The 15,662-nt window shown below is 44.3% G+C and carries 12 protein-coding genes and 1 other annotated feature; of the genes, 5 read left to right on the forward strand and 7 right to left on the reverse strand.

Annotation, left to right across the window (positions count from 1 at the left end):
• The first annotated feature begins 97 nt into the window (after window positions 1–97).
• Window positions 98–2,053 carry a murein transglycosylase gene (gene sltY, locus TW81_RS08045; RefSeq protein ID WP_045955197.1) on the forward strand — a complete coding sequence of 652 codons (1,956 nt, stop codon included), beginning with the start codon at window positions 98–100 and terminating at the stop codon, window positions 2,051–2,053.
• Window positions 2,054–2,067: 14 nt separating this feature from the next.
• On the forward strand, window positions 2,068–2,364 hold the full coding sequence (gene trpR, locus TW81_RS08050; protein ID WP_045955198.1) for a trp operon repressor: 297 nt from the start codon (window positions 2,068–2,070) through the stop codon (window positions 2,362–2,364).
• 33 nt (window positions 2,365–2,397) lie between these two features.
• Here the strand turns inward: trpR and yjjX are convergent, their stop codons facing one another.
• The 7 genes from yjjX to bamD all read right to left on the reverse strand — a co-directional run bounded on the left by yjjX (window position 2,398) and on the right by bamD (window position 10,784).
• Entirely contained in the window at window positions 2,398–2,931 is a 534-nt protein-coding gene (yjjX, locus tag TW81_RS08055; RefSeq protein WP_045955199.1) for an inosine/xanthosine triphosphatase, read from the reverse strand.
• Window positions 2,897–5,242: a putative bifunctional diguanylate cyclase/phosphodiesterase gene (locus tag TW81_RS08060; protein ID WP_045955200.1), complete on the reverse strand. Its 2,346-nt coding sequence runs from the start codon at window positions 5,240–5,242 to the stop codon at window positions 2,897–2,899. The genes yjjX and TW81_RS08060 overlap by 35 nt, the downstream gene beginning before the upstream one ends.
• Window positions 5,226–6,266, reverse strand: coding sequence for a polyamine ABC transporter substrate-binding protein (locus TW81_RS08065; protein WP_045955201.1), 1,041 nt, complete (start codon window positions 6,264–6,266; stop codon window positions 5,226–5,228). Before TW81_RS08065 ends, TW81_RS08060 begins: the two co-directional genes overlap by 17 nt.
• Window positions 6,267–6,439: 173 nt before the next feature.
• A complete protein-coding gene (pheA, locus tag TW81_RS08070) occupies window positions 6,440–7,615 on the reverse strand; it encodes a prephenate dehydratase (protein WP_045955202.1) in 1,176 nt (391 codons plus the stop codon).
• A gap of 12 nt (window positions 7,616–7,627) precedes the next feature.
• Window positions 7,628–7,748, reverse strand: a sequence feature (Phe leader region).
• Window positions 7,749–7,861: 113 nt separating this feature from the next.
• On the reverse strand, window positions 7,862–8,188 hold the full coding sequence (gene hpf, locus TW81_RS08075; RefSeq protein ID WP_045955203.1) for a ribosome hibernation-promoting factor, HPF/YfiA family: 327 nt from the start codon (window positions 8,186–8,188) through the stop codon (window positions 7,862–7,864).
• A gap of 324 nt (window positions 8,189–8,512) precedes the next feature.
• A complete protein-coding gene (locus tag TW81_RS08080; RefSeq protein WP_045955204.1) occupies window positions 8,513–9,943 on the reverse strand; it encodes an MltF family protein in 1,431 nt (476 codons plus the stop codon).
• 115 nt (window positions 9,944–10,058) lie between these two features.
• Window positions 10,059–10,784: an outer membrane protein assembly factor BamD gene (bamD, locus tag TW81_RS08085; protein WP_045955205.1), complete on the reverse strand. Its 726-nt coding sequence runs from the start codon at window positions 10,782–10,784 to the stop codon at window positions 10,059–10,061.
• Window positions 10,785–10,919: 135 nt separating this feature from the next.
• Here bamD and rluD point away from each other — a divergent pair, with 135 nt between their 5' ends.
• The 3 genes from rluD to clpB all read left to right on the forward strand — a co-directional run bounded on the left by rluD (window position 10,920) and on the right by clpB (window position 15,320).
• The gene (rluD, locus tag TW81_RS08090) at window positions 10,920–11,900 is read left to right on the forward strand and encodes a 23S rRNA pseudouridine(1911/1915/1917) synthase RluD (protein WP_045955206.1); all 981 of its coding nucleotides are present in this window, start codon (window positions 10,920–10,922) and stop codon (window positions 11,898–11,900) included.
• A 2-nt stretch (window positions 11,901–11,902) separates the two neighbouring features.
• Window positions 11,903–12,637: a peptidoglycan editing factor PgeF gene (gene pgeF / locus TW81_RS08095; protein WP_045955207.1), complete on the forward strand. Its 735-nt coding sequence runs from the start codon at window positions 11,903–11,905 to the stop codon at window positions 12,635–12,637.
• A 109-nt stretch (window positions 12,638–12,746) separates the two neighbouring features.
• On the forward strand, window positions 12,747–15,320 hold the full coding sequence (gene clpB, locus TW81_RS08100) for an ATP-dependent chaperone ClpB (RefSeq protein WP_045955208.1): 2,574 nt from the start codon (window positions 12,747–12,749) through the stop codon (window positions 15,318–15,320).
• Window positions 15,321–15,662: the final 342 nt, after the last annotated feature.

The following is a 15,662-nucleotide window of genomic DNA, read 5'->3' on the forward strand; positions in this document are numbered from 1 at the left end:
AATTTATTATTATTTACATCTACGTGCTTTACAGTGCTGTTTACAATAAGTCTTAATAGGGAACACCATAGATTTCTAATCTCAGGATGAGACTCTTATGACGCTGACTTTTCTCAAGTCGCTGCATCGCATTCCTTCATCGGTTTTGATGGTTTCAACGATGGTTTGCAGCGCAAGCTTTGCCACATCAGCAGTGGCGACAACTCTCCAACAGCAGCGAGACTTATACGATCAAGCTCAGGCGTTACTTGATGATAAGCAAGTCGCTCAATATCACAAGATACGACCTCAAATCGCAGATTATCCACTCACGCCTTATGTCGACTATCGTAGTTTTCTGGTTGATATTGGAGACCGCTCACCAAGTGAAGTGACTCAGTTTATTAAAGACTATTACTCGCTGCCATTTTCTAACCGAATGCGTGCACCGTATATTGATGCCTTAGCAAGAAAAGAGAAATGGCACACGCTGCTCGAATTTCAAACCGTAGAGCCTAGAGGTGAAACGTACCAGTGTTATTACTACAACGCTCATGCGAAAGCGGGCGACAAGAAACTTGCTTTTACTGGGGCAAAAAAGCTTTGGTTATCTGGACATAGTATTGCCGACGCTTGTGACCCTTTGTTTGAAGAGTGGGACAGAGCTGGGCTTAAGAGTGAACAATTAATTCTAGATCGTATGTTGCTCGCGTTTGAAGCGCGCAATGGACAACTCATGCGTTATCTACAAAAGCAGCTCGATTCAACTCAAGCGAAACGTCAGGCTGAGCAGATGATTGCTCTGTTTGCAAAACCTGAATCTGTACAAGTGTTTGCGAAGAAGAACAAGGTCACTGAGTTTTATCAAACCCAAACTCAATTGGCACTAAAGAAACTCGCCCGCAAAGACGCAGAGATGGCTCAGCAGCAGTTTGACGCCGTCATCAAAGGTCAGCATTTTGATAATGTCGCTGCGCAAAAATTAGCAGACTACATCGCTTTTCGGTTGATCAACACGGAATCAGCGCAATTGGCAGCGTGGCGAGATAAGAAAATCGCCAGCTCGTCGAATGTGTCGCTAGTGGAGCGCCGCGTGCGTTTGGCGATTCAATTTGCTGACTGGCAAGATGTCGAAAAATGGATCGAAAAATTGCCACAGGATGATCAGCTCAGTTTACGTTGGCAGTACTGGTTGGGGCGCAGTGAAATCGCTCAGGGGGAGCATCTAGTTGGTCAGCAACGAATGGAAGCGATTGTCGGGCAACGTAATTTTTATAGTGTGGCTGCGGCGAAAGAGCTTAAACGTTCGATACATTATCCAACCTCGGTCATTTCACTCAATCAAGAGTTGTTGAAAGACTATCGTACGGACTTGATTCGCGTTGAAGAGCTGATTGATAGAGATAAAATTGCAGCAGCGAAAAGTGAATGGCGTTGGTTGCTAGAGCGATCGGATAAGCCACAGAAGGAGATGCTGGCGGCATTTGCATCATTTAAAGGTTGGCACCACTTAACGGTCACCGCTAGTATCGAAGCCCAAATGTGGGACAATCTAGAAATTCGTTTCCCTGTCGCTCATCGCTGGTGGTTTGATTTTTATGCAGATAAACACAGTATTGATCCTATTACCTTGATGTCGTTGGCGCGGCAAGAAAGTGCGTTGGATATTGAAGCGAGATCTTCAGTGGGGGCTCGTGGCATCATGCAAATCATGCCTTCCACCGCCAAGTACACAGCGAAGAAATACAAACTCGATTATCAGGGTTATCAAGACCTCTACCAAGTGGGGAAAAACATTGAAATAGGCAGCCACTATTTGGATGGTTTACTTAAACGTTACGATAACAATCGAATTTTTGCCTTAGCTGCGTATAATGCAGGGCCTCATCGAGTAGAATCCTGGCGGGAAAGAACCCAAGGAAAACTCGATGCTTATGCGTTTATCGAGGCCATCCCATTTAAAGAAACCCGCGGGTATGTACAGAATATCCTAATGTTTGAAACGTATTATCGAGAAGTGTTGGGTGTTGATGGACCCTTTTTAAATCCGCATGAATTGAACGCGAAATATTAGCGAGTACCCAGCAGATGTCTTTGGAACCTGAGTATAAAGATTGGCAGCAGATTTTAGATCTGATTGAACACAGTACAGAGTCACAGCAACATCAGATGCTGCTGACCATGTTGTTAACACCCGATGAGCGTGAAGCGCTTGTTGCTCGAGTCAATATTTTCCGCGAGCTTCTCAAAGGAGAGCTATCGCAAAGGCAGATAAGCCAAATGTTGGGGGTTGGCATTGCTACTATTACCCGTGGCTCGAATGAACTCAAATCAAAGAGTGATGCTGAAAAACAGCTCATTGCAACGCTATTAGAAAATAAATAAGGATGCTTCGGCATCCTTATTTTCTAATCGATACTATAAATTGTTTGGGAAATGTTCTGGATTAGCAAATGGAATTAGCGCAAGTATCAGGGCTTGATGGTAGACCGAGCTTCTGGTTAGGCGATCGTGAGTCAGTAAGCTGATTGCCCCGCCTTTTTGCTTAATATTCTCTGTCGCGAAGACCTCGTCCATCACATCGCCTAACTCGTTAGCACTTTTCAGTTTTTCTATCACAATCGGCGGTAGCATTAAACTTGCTGAGCGAGATTCACCGCGCTGAGTATGAGATTCTATCACCATCCAAGCAAAGGTCACTGAGTCTTCTATGCCAGCTTCAAGCCCAACGTAATAGTCTGCGTTGGTGTGGACGACTTTCGCATTGGCGACACGATTTAACGCACCCAAGTGGGTTTCCTGATTGGACATGGGTTGATCATTCACGCCACTGTCCACGCTAACGCCCGTAAAGGTAAATGCTTGTTGCGGGAATGTTGCTTCAAAGGCTGTTTTTACTGCATTGAATTTAGCGGGGTTAAGCGAAGCTACAATAACCGTCTTCACCGACATGGAAGTTTCCTTTTGAGCTTGTCTGTACCATACGCAATTGCGTAAGAGAAAGAGGAGGAGATAAATAGTAGCCTTGCATATAGTCACACTGGTTATCTGCCAGCCAGCGATGCATCTCTGCAGACTCAATCCCCTCAGCGGTGACCATCATAGATTGCGAATGACAAAGATCAACCAAAGGTTTCACCACTTGTTGATTGTTGGTCTTAATGATGGTTTCCAAGAATTCACGGTCAAATTTGATTTTTTGTACAGGGTATTCAACCAGCTGGGTGATTGATGTGTAGCCCGAGCCAAAATCATCTATGGTCAATCTAAAGCCGACTTGCGCCAATTCATGTAGTAGCAAGTAACTTTGAGAATCTGAAGCAAATGTTTCTGTAATCTCAAAATCTATCAGGTGAGGTTGAACCGGGTATTGCTCCATTAGTGTTTGGATATCAGCGGCCAGTTGCAACGAATCTAACTCAGCAGAAGAGAGGTTTATTGACAGTTGAATCGGGCTGTCGAAACAGTCTTGCAATTGTTGAAAGTCGATAAAGGCTTGCTTGATGACCCACCTATCGATCGTGCCAAATAAACCAATCTGTTCTGAAATCGGGATAAACTCACTTGGTGTGACTTTGCCAAGTTTAGGTGAATCCCAGCGTAGCAACGCTTCGACACCTAATATTTGTATCCCGTCACGATCAAAATAGGGTTGATATAGCAGAGTGAATTCATTCTCTAAATCGCCATTGCGCAGTGCTCGCTCGACCTGAGCTCGGCGTTGAACCAGCTTGTCTAATTCTTTCGAATAGTGCGCTATCTGGTTTTTGCCTGCACGCTTTGCTTGATACATTGCCGTATCTGCGTGGGACAACAATTTAGCGAGAGTTGTGCCATCTTCGGGGTAGGAAGCAATCCCAATACTGGCTGTAATAGGAAAGCTGCCGATCGAGGCATTCGTATGATTTTGAATTGGTTCAAGGACCGAATGTGCAATGGTATCTGCATACATGCCAGACTGATTTGCGGCAATAAAAATAGCAAATTCATCGCCGGATAACCGTGAGGCTAATGACTTAATGCCATAACGTTGCTCGTTGTCTTGGCTTATTCGTTTTATGTGCTCGGCAAAGTTGACCAGCAGTGAATCACCAACATGATGACCATATTTATCATTCACATACTTAAAGTTATCCAAGTCGATGTAGAGAATCCAAGCATAGCTATAATTAAACTTGTTGGCTAAGGTGCGCTCCACATACATCTGAAATTGATAACGATTGGCTAACTGCGTTAGGTGATCGTTCTCGGCCATGGCTTTGGTTTTTTGATAGCTCAAGTTAAGTTCTTGATACATCTCGTAGAAACGGGCAGAAAGACGGCCAATTTCATTGTTATTCTCTAGCTTTTCTATATTAGAACGTTTGCGTAGTTCAACTTCTTGCAACTGGCGGTCAAGGTGCGTGATGGGTTGGATGACATGCCGGTAGAGTAGAAAGAGTAAAATTAACACCGTCATCAGTGAGGAGATGCCAAAAGACAACATAAGGCGTTGCTCTATTTTTGCGAGCTTTTGAGTAATGAGGTATTGCGCAGGATCCAACACGGCGTATAAGCCCGACTTGAGCTCCACAGATTGGGTAAGCCCCGGTTTATGTACAGGGTTGGGTGAGAAATAGATACTGCTATCGTTATCAAATTCAAGAATATGTTTGAGTTGGTCAAACTTTTCCAGCGAGAGCGAAACCACGATAAAAAAGATCTGATCTTTGTTGTAACTTAGCGGTGACATCAAAGTACTCTCATCCAACACATCATAGCGAATTAAGATACTTTGTCCCTGGTAGCTTTGAGTGAAGCCTGTATGGCTCATTTTGCCCGTCGTTTGATAGGTGCGCTGCACGTATTGGCGAACATTCTCATCTAAGACGGAGAAAGGGTCGTTTTGGTTGTCGGCATAAAAACGAACCTGATTTTTCCCATCGACAATCGCCACTGCGAAATTATCTTGTTTGCTGGGCTGTAGATTTTCGATAGTCGATTGTAAATTTTCAATTAGCTTCATCTCTCGATAGGGATTCTCTGGTTGTCCAAAGTAGTGACGAATAATGTCGCTTTTGGTCAAGGTCAGAGAATAGCTATTGAGCAAAGCCGTTGATTGACGAAAGTGGCCGGCTAGTTTTTCCATCGAGAGCTGAAGGTAACTTTGCTCTCGCTTAATTAAAGCGTCTTTTTGATTAAAGTAGATGCTATAGCTAGAGACAGCAGCACTTAACAAAATGACTGGCGCAACGAGCAGCAAGACTCTAGTGTTTAGCTTCATGACGTTTAAGTATTTGGTTAATTATTTTTGCTCTTAGGCTTATATTTTCAGGGGAGAGTTCGCTATCAATACGCACGTTTTTCATTCTTTCCGCTGGTGGAAACAATGATGCATCATTTAAGTACCAATCGGGCAATAGTTTTAGTGCACTTAAATTAGGAGTAGCGGCTTTGATATCCATTGCATTTGTTGCAGCCACTTTGGGAGACATAAGGTATTCAAGAAAGGCGATGGCTTGCTGTTTGTTGGCGGAATGACTGGTTACGGCTAAGCAGTCGACCCAGAGAAACATTTCCCCATCAGGCACTACATAATCCCATGTGTCTTGGTTAAAAAAGCGATTCAGAGAATATTGATCACCACTGTAGGCGAGTGCCATTTGAAGCTGATTTGGTTTTTCTTGGCTGCGAATATGGCTCAGAATGTACTCATAAGTCAGTACGTTTTCGCTGAATTTAAGCATTGTTGGATAAGCTGATTGCAACTCGAGTGGATCTTTTGTCACTGGTGATAGTCCCAACCCGTACAATACAGGAAGAAAGCTTTCTACACTGTCGTTAAGCATGCCTATCTTGCCAGCCAACAACGGTGAAGGTGAGATAAATTCCTGCCAAGTCTCGGGTGGTCGAGAGCTCATGTCGGTTCGATATACAATGCCAACGGTGCCCCAAAAATAGGGAACAGCATAGCGTCCACAGGCTTTATTCCATTTTTTGTCATTGTTTGAACGGTTATTGAGTGTGGATATATCTTCAAAAGCACCCAGTCGACCATAAATTTGTGCGGAAACATTATCTAATACCACAACATCAAAAGGCAGTTGGAGGCTTTTCATCATTAACAGGCTGCGTTCATCGTCATTGTCAAAGTGCGATAAAGTGAGAGGAATGCCCGTTTGCTGTTGCCAATCCGTTTGTACTTGGACAGAGAGCGTGTCCTCCCACATGTAAACTTTGAGACTATCGTCGTCGGCCCTAGCGGATAGACTAAGAAGGGTGAATAAGAGGAGAAATGAGGCTCTCATACTGACTTGAAGGTACCTTAATGGATAAATCACAAATGTACTGCTTATCAGAGTCAGTTTGGATAGCGCTGACACGAGACTAATATGCAACTAGATATTCGCAGATAGTATGAATATTAGTGAATTGTGTCAGCAACTATATGGTAGTAATTTGAGCTATGTAGATATATTTATTACAGTTTTACCTGAGTTGGCTTTACATTTTCACTTGGGTAACAACCCAGTACCTTAAGGTGCTTGGTGATCTTCGTCAGTTCATTTAGCGCTTGCTGCATTGCTTGAGAGTCTAGGTGAGCTTCCAGATCAACATAGAACATCTCTTCCCACGGGTTACCCATAATTGGACGCGACTCAAGCTTAGTCATATTGATGCCATAACGTTGCAAGACAAGTAAGGTTTCGACTAACGAACCAGCTTGCTGAGATGTCGACATAATGAGTGTCGTTTTGGCTGGGATTTGCGCAGATACTTCGACTGGCTTACGTGCGACGACGATAAAGCGAGTGTGATTTTCGGTTTGATTAGCGATATTACTCTGAATGGGTTGCAAGCCGTAAAGTTTACCACTAGATGCATTACCAATCGCGGCGACATCAGAGCGGTTCATCTCTTTCACTTTTTGCATCGCATCCGCGGTGCTGGCGCAAGACTCCAATTTGACACCTGCGAGTTTGCTTAAAAATTCACTGCACTGAGCGTGCGGCTGAGGGTGCGAATAGAGTGTTTTTATCTCTTCTAAACGCAGTTCAGATGTCGCGACTAAGCAATGTTCAATTGGCAGAGTCAATTCACCGACAATGTAAAGGGTAGTGTGCTGTAGCAGGTCATACACTTCGTTAATTGAACCTGAGCTGGTGTTTTCAATTGGCAGAACACCAAAATCAGCATGGCCTGATTCTACGGTATGTGTCACTTCTTTAAAGTGTTCGCAGTTTAGTTCAATGAGTTCGGTGTTCTTACGGCTGAAGTATTCACGACTCGCCAAATGAGAGTATGAACCTTTAGATCCCAGAAAAGCAACGCGAGCCAGTGGCTTTCTGCTTAGTTCTGGGTTGGCTAAATTTTGCAGGTATGACTGTTGAAGGAGGACTGAATCTTCAATAATGGTGTGGAATAGTTTAGTGATGTACTGAGCATCTAAGTTGTATTTCGAGAAGCCGTTGTTGATCAGTTTAACGAGCAGTTGCTGTTCACGTTCGGCGTCACGTACAGGCTTCGATGTTTCCACCTTACTTTTGGCCACTTCAATACTCATTTGGCGACGCTCCGAAAGTAACTGAAGTAGCTGATCGTCCAGTTCGTTTAAACGCAGTCGTATTTCTTCAAGTGAGTATTTCTGGTCAGTCATCCTGGTTTCCTTATAAAAAAAGCCTCCCTTTGGGAGGCTTTCTGTTCGTTTTTGACTTATCTTTCGAAAACGAGAGAGCCTCCAAGCTTAGTGGAGAAAAAAGAAGTCAAAAAAGAACAGTGTGGTTTGGTGCATAATTATTAACTAAGTAGTGAACTCCTAAACACAATAAGCAACACGCCATAGAGCGTCAAGCAAAAAAATAGCGCCTTTCGGCGCTATTGCTGCGATCCTATAAATAAAGTTCTATTCTACTTCTTCTTCGATCTCTGGCTTATCAGTGCGGCGAGCTTCAGGTTTATGGCGCAGTTTGTTTAGCTGACGCTCTAGTTTCTGTTCTACCTCGTTAACGGCAGCGTATAAATCTTCGTGAATAGCGGAAGCAACCAGCTGTCCTTTCGGTACGGTAATCACAGCTTCAAATTTCTTCTGTTTGTTCGGCTCCTCGCTGAAGCTGGCCTGACAACCAATGATATCTACTTGCCACTTTTCTAACTTTTTAAACTTGCTCTCAATGTGAGTGCGGATTGCAGAGGTGATGTCGATGTTTTTACCAGTGATGTTTACTTTCATAGATGTTTTCCTCTGTGTCATCCCTCATGGGTTAACTCCAGATTACTCATCCAAAGCGAAAATAATGTGATCTAGATCTCTTTATGATGGGTGTTTTACGATGTTAAATTCAAACGTGATCTATCTCAAATAGTGTGTTGGTTGTGAACTGAAAAAGCTTGTGTCAGTGAAAAATCGCGTTAGATTGAAGGAAGTAACAAGCTAAAATTCAACTGTTTTTTAGGGGCTGAGTACGGCTTGATAAAAAAGCCTGCTGACAAATTGACCGTTGAAAAATGTGACCTCAATTCATGGCCTAAGGCTTTCTTTATTCTCCATCTTTTTTTAATCAACACCACTTTCAATTACGGTGCTTTTTGCGGTATTGGTCTCTCTTACTTTTTTTAACACACTGAGTTGTTTGTAAATGATAAAGTAACGGTGGATGTTCGATACGTAGTGCACGGGCTCTCGACCAATATTTCTTCGGGTAACGATTTCAACGTTGCGAAACCATTTGTTTGGGTCATAGCCATTCTTCTCGGCCAGTGCGCGCATTCTACGTATGTTGGCAGGACCAGCATTATAGGCGGCCAGCGAGAAGTACACCTGATCTTCAGGTGAGATATTTTTTTGGTCAAAGTAGCGGTCTTTGATAAAGCGCATGTATTTCACACCTGCGTGAATATTGTTGTCGACTTGATATATGTCGGGAATATTGACGTTAGGATCTTTTGCCGTGCTCGGCAGAACTTGCATCACACCGACCGCCCCTTTATGTGACACTTTGTTCTGATCTAGCCCAGACTCCTGAAAGCCTTGCGCCGAAATCATCAAGGCGTCAAAACTGTACTCACTGGAGTAAAGCTCGAATAACGGTGATAGAGAGTCAAGTTTACTGACATGGTTTGGGTTTAGTATCCGTTTCAACCATTGGGTATTGTCGAGGTACTTGCCATAAATTACATTTCCTAACAGGGTTCCGGAGCGGTAATCCTTGAGGTATTGATTGACAAATGCTGCTAGTTTAGGGCTGTTCTTACGCATTGCCCAGGCTATTTGCCCATCTTTGCGTAACGGGATGTCGGAGTGAGCACGAATATTTTCCATCACTTTCAGCCACAATTCAGTTTTGTGGCTATCCAGTACAGTCGCTGGAATATGCCCTTGGTTAATCATCTCAACCAGCTCATAATCTTGGAGCGTTTCTTCAATAAAATGTACAGTTACAGGTTGTAAAGACTGATTGTTGAGTGTTTGATTAAGTTTTTGAAGGCTTTCGAAATAACTAGAGCTGGCGCGAATCCAAACTTCCTTACCACTTAGTTGCTCAAGGGAGGTCATAGGTTCCACACTGGTGTGAGTGATGACGAGTTCTTGAACATCTCTCAGTACGGGGGCGCTAAAGTCTATTTTTTTTAGTCTGGCTTGAGTTATGGTTAGATTTGCCACAACCAAATCCCCATAACCTTTTTCAAGAGAGGGGATGAGCTCATCTCGATGAACCGGTATGACTTGCAGATTTAGGTACGATGAGTGTTGACGAAGCTCTTTTTCGAAGTGATAGAGCAGTTCGGCAAGTATCCCTTTTGGCTTGCCGCCTTCCACATAATAGAAGCCTAAGTCTGCTGCGACCAAAACTCGGATAACTCCTTTTTTTTCTAGCACCGACAGATCGCCAAAGTATGGCTGCTTGTGCAAAGGAGACAACGACAGCGCCTGAGCTGTATGAATGGTGAGAGTGAATAGTAAAATTACGAAAATTGTCCGCAGCATGATATACCTCAAAACTACCTTGATTAAATGTAGTTGCAAATATCGCTGTGCGCAAAAATCAGCAATAAAAAAGCGCCGTCAATAATGAAGGCGCTTTTCCTATCAAATTAGTAAGTTATTGAGGGTTGAGTTCAATAAGTCGCTCGGTTCTCTTCACCGCATCTTCGAGGCCAAGTTGCTGGTATGCCTCTAACTGAATCTCTAGTGATTTACGTGCAGCTTCGGTATCAGGGTAGGTTTTTTGCAGCTCTTGAACTCGTTTTATCGCGGCGACCCAGGCTTCGCGGCGTAAGTAGAAATCTGCAGTCGCAAGGTCATAATTTGCCAGTCGATTTTTAAGTGCGTACATACGCTTTTGTGAATCTTCGGCATAAGGGCTATCTGGGTATCGTTCTAGCAACTTCTTAAAGTCGGCAAAGGCGCTTTTTACTGGTTCTGGATCGCGGTCGCTTCTGTCCATGTTAAACACGTCGTGCATAAAATTACGATCTTGTGCCATGTGCGTCAGGCCGCGCATGTAAAGTACCCAGTCGAGCTTTTCATGGGTTGGGTTTAGGCGCATAAAACGTTCAATGGTCGCTAAACCTAACGCCAGATCGTCATTTTTGTAGTATGCGTAGATCAGATCGAGTTGGACTTGCTCTGAGTAAGCACCGAATGGATAGCGAGAATCTAGGGCCTCTAATCTTTCTATAGCGGTCAGCCAGTTGCCACTTTGAAGCGAAACCTGTGCTTCTGAGTAAAGCTCAGACGGTGGCACATCTGGAACAATTTCTTCGCTGCTAGAACAGCCTACCAGTACAGATAATGCCAACAAGCCAGATAAAGTATGCTTTTTCATGTCAGGATTCGATTCCTTGAGATAAATATTTCTGTTGCTTCCGTTACTTTCTATTGCGTAACAGATACAATGTCCAAATAGTATATTTTTCCACAGTAGTGACAATTAGTCTCACAGTTTTTAAAAAAGTTCGATATGGCCCAGCAGATTGAGTTAACAAACACAGTAAAAGATAGTCAACTAGGCCAACGCCTTGACCAAGCTATCGCCGAATTATTTGCCGATTTCTCTCGTTCGCGCCTCAAAGAGTGGCTGCTGAACGGTAAAGTGCAAGTTAATGGTGAAGTCGTCACTAAACCTCGCACCAAAGTGATGGGTGGCGAAGAGATCATTCTGCAAGCGGAACTTGAAGATGAAGAGCGCTGGGAAGTGCAAGATATTCCTTTGGATATCGTTTATGAAGACGACGATATCTTAGTGATCAATAAGCCGCGTGGTTTTGTTGTTCACCCAGGGGCCGGAACACCTGATGGTACCGTACTTAACGCGTTACTTTATCACTACCCGAATATTGCCGAAGTCCCTCGGGCAGGTATTGTTCATCGCCTTGATAAAGACACCACAGGTTTAATGGTGGTTGCCAAGACGGTACCCGCGCAAACACGTTTGGTTCGTGCTCTGCAGAAAAAACGTAATTTTGTTCGTGAGTATGAAGCGATAGCGATTGGTCGAATGACGGCTGGAGGGCGCGTTGAACAACCAATTGGTCGTCATTCAACCAAACGCACATTAATGGCGGTGACGCCTACAGGCAAACCTGCTGTTACTCATTATCGTGTGGCTGAGCACTTCCGTGAACATACACGTATTCGTCTGCGTCTTGAAACAGGCCGCACTCACCAGATCCGTGTTCATATGTCATACCTACAGCATCCTCTATTAGGCGATAGTGCCTATGGTGGTCGTGCTCGTATTCCAAGTGGTGCCTCAGAAGAGTTGGCGAATCATATTCGCAGTTTTGATCGCCAAGCGCTGCACGCTGTAATGCTAAAATTTGAACATCCAATCAGCGGCGAAGAAGTTGAGTTCCATGCCCCAGTACCAGACGATATGGTCGAGATGGCTGAAGCACTTCGTCAAGATGCACAAGAGCACGGACTGCAAGAAGAGTTTTAATCATGGAAATCATCATTCCCAACTGGCCAGCCCCTCAGCGTGTAAAAGCCTTTGCTTCGACGCGTTGTGACGGGTTTTCTCAAGGTGCTTACCAAGGCTTGAATTTGGGGACGCATGTTGGGGATGATATCCAAACAGTACGTAAAAACCGTTTAGCGCTTGAGGAGTATGCCAATATGCCTCAAGCCCCTATCTGGCTCAATCAAACTCATTCAACCCACGTGCTTAATGTTGATCGTGCCACTCCCACTTCAGAAATTTTTGATGCTGATGGCGCTTTTAGTAACAGTATTGGGGTAGTGTGCGCAGCGATGATGGCCGATTGCCTGCCTGTACTCTTGACTAACGCTCAAGGGACTCAGGTCGCTGCGGTTCATGCAGGATGGCGTGGTTTAGCCAATGGTATTGTTGAAAATGCTGTCGAGAAATTTGATGGTGAAGTGTTGGCTTGGATTGGCCCTGCTATTGGAGTTCAAGCGTTTGAAGTAGGTAGTGACGTTGTTGATGCTTTCACTGCCGTTATTCCTGAAGCAAAAAAAGCCTTTATGGCTAAAGCGACAGAAGGAAAATGGCTGGCCGACATGAATATGTTGGTGACTCAGCGACTTAATCGGGTAGGTGTTAGCCAGATCTATTACAGCAATCTCTGCACTTATGACGATCCACAACGTTTTTATTCTTACCGACGCGATGGTATCACTGGTAGGCAAGCGACGTTTATCTGGATAGACAATTAATCTGCTTATTTCCTCAATACACTTTTTATCCCCCTTGAAAATCTCTTTGCGCGTAGCCATCTTTCATACTGATTAGTTAATTTTTCTCAGTTGAGGTAGGAAGGTAGGTATGCGTCTTGACAGATTTACCAGTAAATTCCAAATCGCTATATCTGACGCTCAATCATTAGCTTTAGGTCGCGATCATCAATATATAGAACCAGTACACCTAATGGTGGCACTGATGGATCAAAATGGCAGCCCGATTCGACCGCTTTTGACCATGCTGAATGTTGATGTTACCCACTTACGCTCTAAGTTAAGTGAAATTCTTGACCGCTTGCCCAAGGTGAGTGGTATTGGCGGTGACGTACAGCTCTCTAGTGCTATGGGAACTATGTTCAACCTGTGCGATAAAGTCGCCCAGAAGCGCCAAGATGCCTACATCTCTTCTGAAGTTTTTCTACTTGCGGCGCTAGAAGACAAAGGCCCACTGGGCGCATTACTTAAAGAGCTAGGTTTAACGGAAGCGAAAGTTGCAGAAGCGATAGATAAAGTGCGTGGTGGACAAAAAGTCAACGACCCTAATGCTGAAGAACTACGTCAAGCGTTAGAGAAGTTTACCATCGATCTCACTGAGCGAGCTGAACAGGGAAAACTTGACCCTGTTATTGGTCGTGATGATGAAATTCGTCGCACTATTCAAGTGCTCCAACGCAGAACGAAAAACAATCCGGTGATTATCGGTGAACCAGGTGTGGGTAAAACCGCGATTGTTGAAGGTCTCGCGCAGCGGATCGTTAATAATGAAGTGCCGGAAGGGCTACGTAATCGCCGCGTCCTTTCTCTCGATATGGGAGCGCTGGTGGCAGGGGCGAAATATCGTGGCGAGTTTGAAGAGCGCTTAAAGTCTGTGCTCAATGAGTTGTCGAAAGAGGAAGGCAATATCATTCTCTTTATCGATGAAATTCATACCATGGTGGGTGCCGGTAAAGGTGAAGGTTCAATGGATGCGGGCAACATGCTAAAGCCCGCATTAGCGCGTGGTGAGCTTCACTGTGTTGGTGCGACAACGCTTGATGAATATCGTCAATATATTGAGAAAGATCCTGCGCTTGAACGTCGTTTCCAGAAAGTGATTGTCGATGAGCCAAGTGTCGAAGATACCGTCGCTATCTTGCGTGGTTTAAAAGAGCGCTATGAGCTACATCACCACGTTGAAATTACCGATCCTGCCATCGTAGCCGCGGCCAGTTTATCTCACCGCTATGTTTCTGATCGTCAATTGCCCGATAAAGCCATTGACTTGATTGATGAAGCGGCCTCGAGTATTCGAATGCAAATTGACTCTAAACCAGAGTCTTTGGATAAGCTAGAGCGTAAAATCATCCAACTTAAAATTGAGCAGCAAGCGCTCACCAATGAACATGATGAAGCGAGTGAAAAGCGTTTAACGATATTAAATGACGAACTCTCAGATAAAGAGAGAGAGTTTGCTGAGCTTGAAGAGGTATGGAATGCTGAAAAAGCAGCCTTGTCAGGTACGCAACACATCAAGTCTGAGTTAGAACAAGCGCGAATGGACATGGAGTTTGCGCGTCGCGCGGGCGATCTCAATAGAATGTCTGAACTTCAATATGGTCGTATCCCTGAATTGGAAAAGCAGCTCGATTTAGCCACTCAAGCAGAAATGCAAGAGATGACTTTGCTGAAGAACAAAGTGACAGACAATGAAATCGCTGATGTGCTTTCAAAACAAACCGGCATCCCGGTTTCTAAGATGTTAGAAGCAGAGAAAGAAAAACTGCTACGTATGGAAGATGTACTGCACAAACGCGTGATTGGTCAAACCGAAGCCGTTGAGGTTGTTTCGAATGCGATTCGTCGCAGTCGTGCTGGCCTGTCTGATCCAAATCAACCGATTGGTTCTTTCTTGTTCTTAGGCCCAACAGGGGTAGGGAAAACAGAACTGTGTAAAACGCTCGCAAGCTTCATGTTTGATAGTGAAGATGCAATGGTGCGAATCGATATGTCAGAGTTTATGGAGAAACACTCTGTTGCTCGTCTTGTCGGCGCGCCTCCGGGTTATGTCGGTTATGAAGAGGGCGGCTACCTCACGGAAGCTGTGCGTCGTAAGCCTTACTCAGTCATTTTGCTTGATGAAGTGGAAAAAGCGCATCCAGATGTCTTCAATATTCTGTTGCAGGTTCTTGATGATGGCCGCCTAACTGATGGGCAAGGTCGAACTGTCGACTTCCGCAATACCGTTGTCATCATGACATCAAACTTGGGTTCGACGCGAATTCAAGAGAGTTTCGGTTCGGTGGATTATCAGGGCATGAAAGAGCAGGTTATGAATGTGGTAAGTAAACACTTCCGCCCAGAATTTCTCAACCGAGTCGATGAAAGTGTTGTGTTCCACCCACTTGGCCAAGACCATATCAAGTCAATTGCAACGATTCAGTTAGAGCGTCTTTCGAAACGAATGGAAGAAAAAGGCTATTCATTGGAAGTTTCTGACAAAGCGTTAGATTTGATTGCTCAGGTTGGCTTTGACCCCGTCTATGGTGCACGCCCACTTAAAAGAGCCATTCAGCAAAGTGTCGAAAACCCATTAGCTAAAGCGATCCTTGCAGGTAAAGTGGTGCCAGATAAGCCAGTGAAGCTATTAGTTAATAACGATCAGATCATCGCACATCAATAATTGTGATAATTGAAACGTTGAAAGAGCCCTATTTTAGGGCTCTTTTGCTCTCTTTTTAGACGGGTTGGTTGTTTGATGAGCGAACAGTTGAGTGTGGGCGATTTTTTTTAATTTAGCTCTTGTGCTTCGAGTCGAACTCTCTATAATGCGCCTCCGTTGCCACGGGATACCGAGCTGAAAAGCAATGGCAACTAAGACGGTGAAAGTTAACAATAAACTTTCAAAGAAATAACGAAAAAAGTGTTTGACACTGAAAGTTATATCGATAAAATGGCCGTCCGTTTTGAGCAGAGCCCAAAACGAAGCTCTTTAAAAATATAGACCTATCAATCTGTGTGGGCA

It is taken from the genome of Vibrio galatheae (assembly GCF_000967545.1).
In the GTDB taxonomy this organism is placed as follows: domain Bacteria; phylum Pseudomonadota; class Gammaproteobacteria; order Enterobacterales; family Vibrionaceae; genus Vibrio; species Vibrio galatheae.

What these genes read in the sequence shown, in the direction of transcription:
- sltY (WP_045955197.1), top strand. Translation starts at nt 98, where the DNA reads ATGACGCTGACTTTTCTCAAGTCGCTGCATCGCATTCCTTCATCGGTT.
- trpR (WP_045955198.1), top strand. Translation starts at nt 2,068, where the DNA reads ATGTCTTTGGAACCTGAGTATAAAGATTGGCAGCAGATTTTAGATCTG.
- yjjX (WP_045955199.1), bottom strand. Translation starts at nt 2,931, where the DNA reads ATGTCGGTGAAGACGGTTATTGTAGCTTCGCTTAACCCCGCTAAATTC.
- TW81_RS08060 (WP_045955200.1), bottom strand. Translation starts at nt 5,242, where the DNA reads ATGAAGCTAAACACTAGAGTCTTGCTGCTCGTTGCGCCAGTCATTTTG.
- TW81_RS08065 (WP_045955201.1), bottom strand. Translation starts at nt 6,266, where the DNA reads ATGAGAGCCTCATTTCTCCTCTTATTCACCCTTCTTAGTCTATCCGCT.
- pheA (WP_045955202.1), bottom strand. Translation starts at nt 7,615, where the DNA reads ATGACTGACCAGAAATACTCACTTGAAGAAATACGACTGCGTTTAAAC.
- hpf (WP_045955203.1), bottom strand. Translation starts at nt 8,188, where the DNA reads ATGAAAGTAAACATCACTGGTAAAAACATCGACATCACCTCTGCAATC.
- TW81_RS08080 (WP_045955204.1), bottom strand. Translation starts at nt 9,943, where the DNA reads ATGCTGCGGACAATTTTCGTAATTTTACTATTCACTCTCACCATTCAT.
- bamD (WP_045955205.1), bottom strand. Translation starts at nt 10,784, where the DNA reads ATGAAAAAGCATACTTTATCTGGCTTGTTGGCATTATCTGTACTGGTA.
- rluD (WP_045955206.1), top strand. Translation starts at nt 10,920, where the DNA reads ATGGCCCAGCAGATTGAGTTAACAAACACAGTAAAAGATAGTCAACTA.
- pgeF (WP_045955207.1), top strand. Translation starts at nt 11,903, where the DNA reads ATGGAAATCATCATTCCCAACTGGCCAGCCCCTCAGCGTGTAAAAGCC.
- clpB (WP_045955208.1), top strand. Translation starts at nt 12,747, where the DNA reads ATGCGTCTTGACAGATTTACCAGTAAATTCCAAATCGCTATATCTGAC.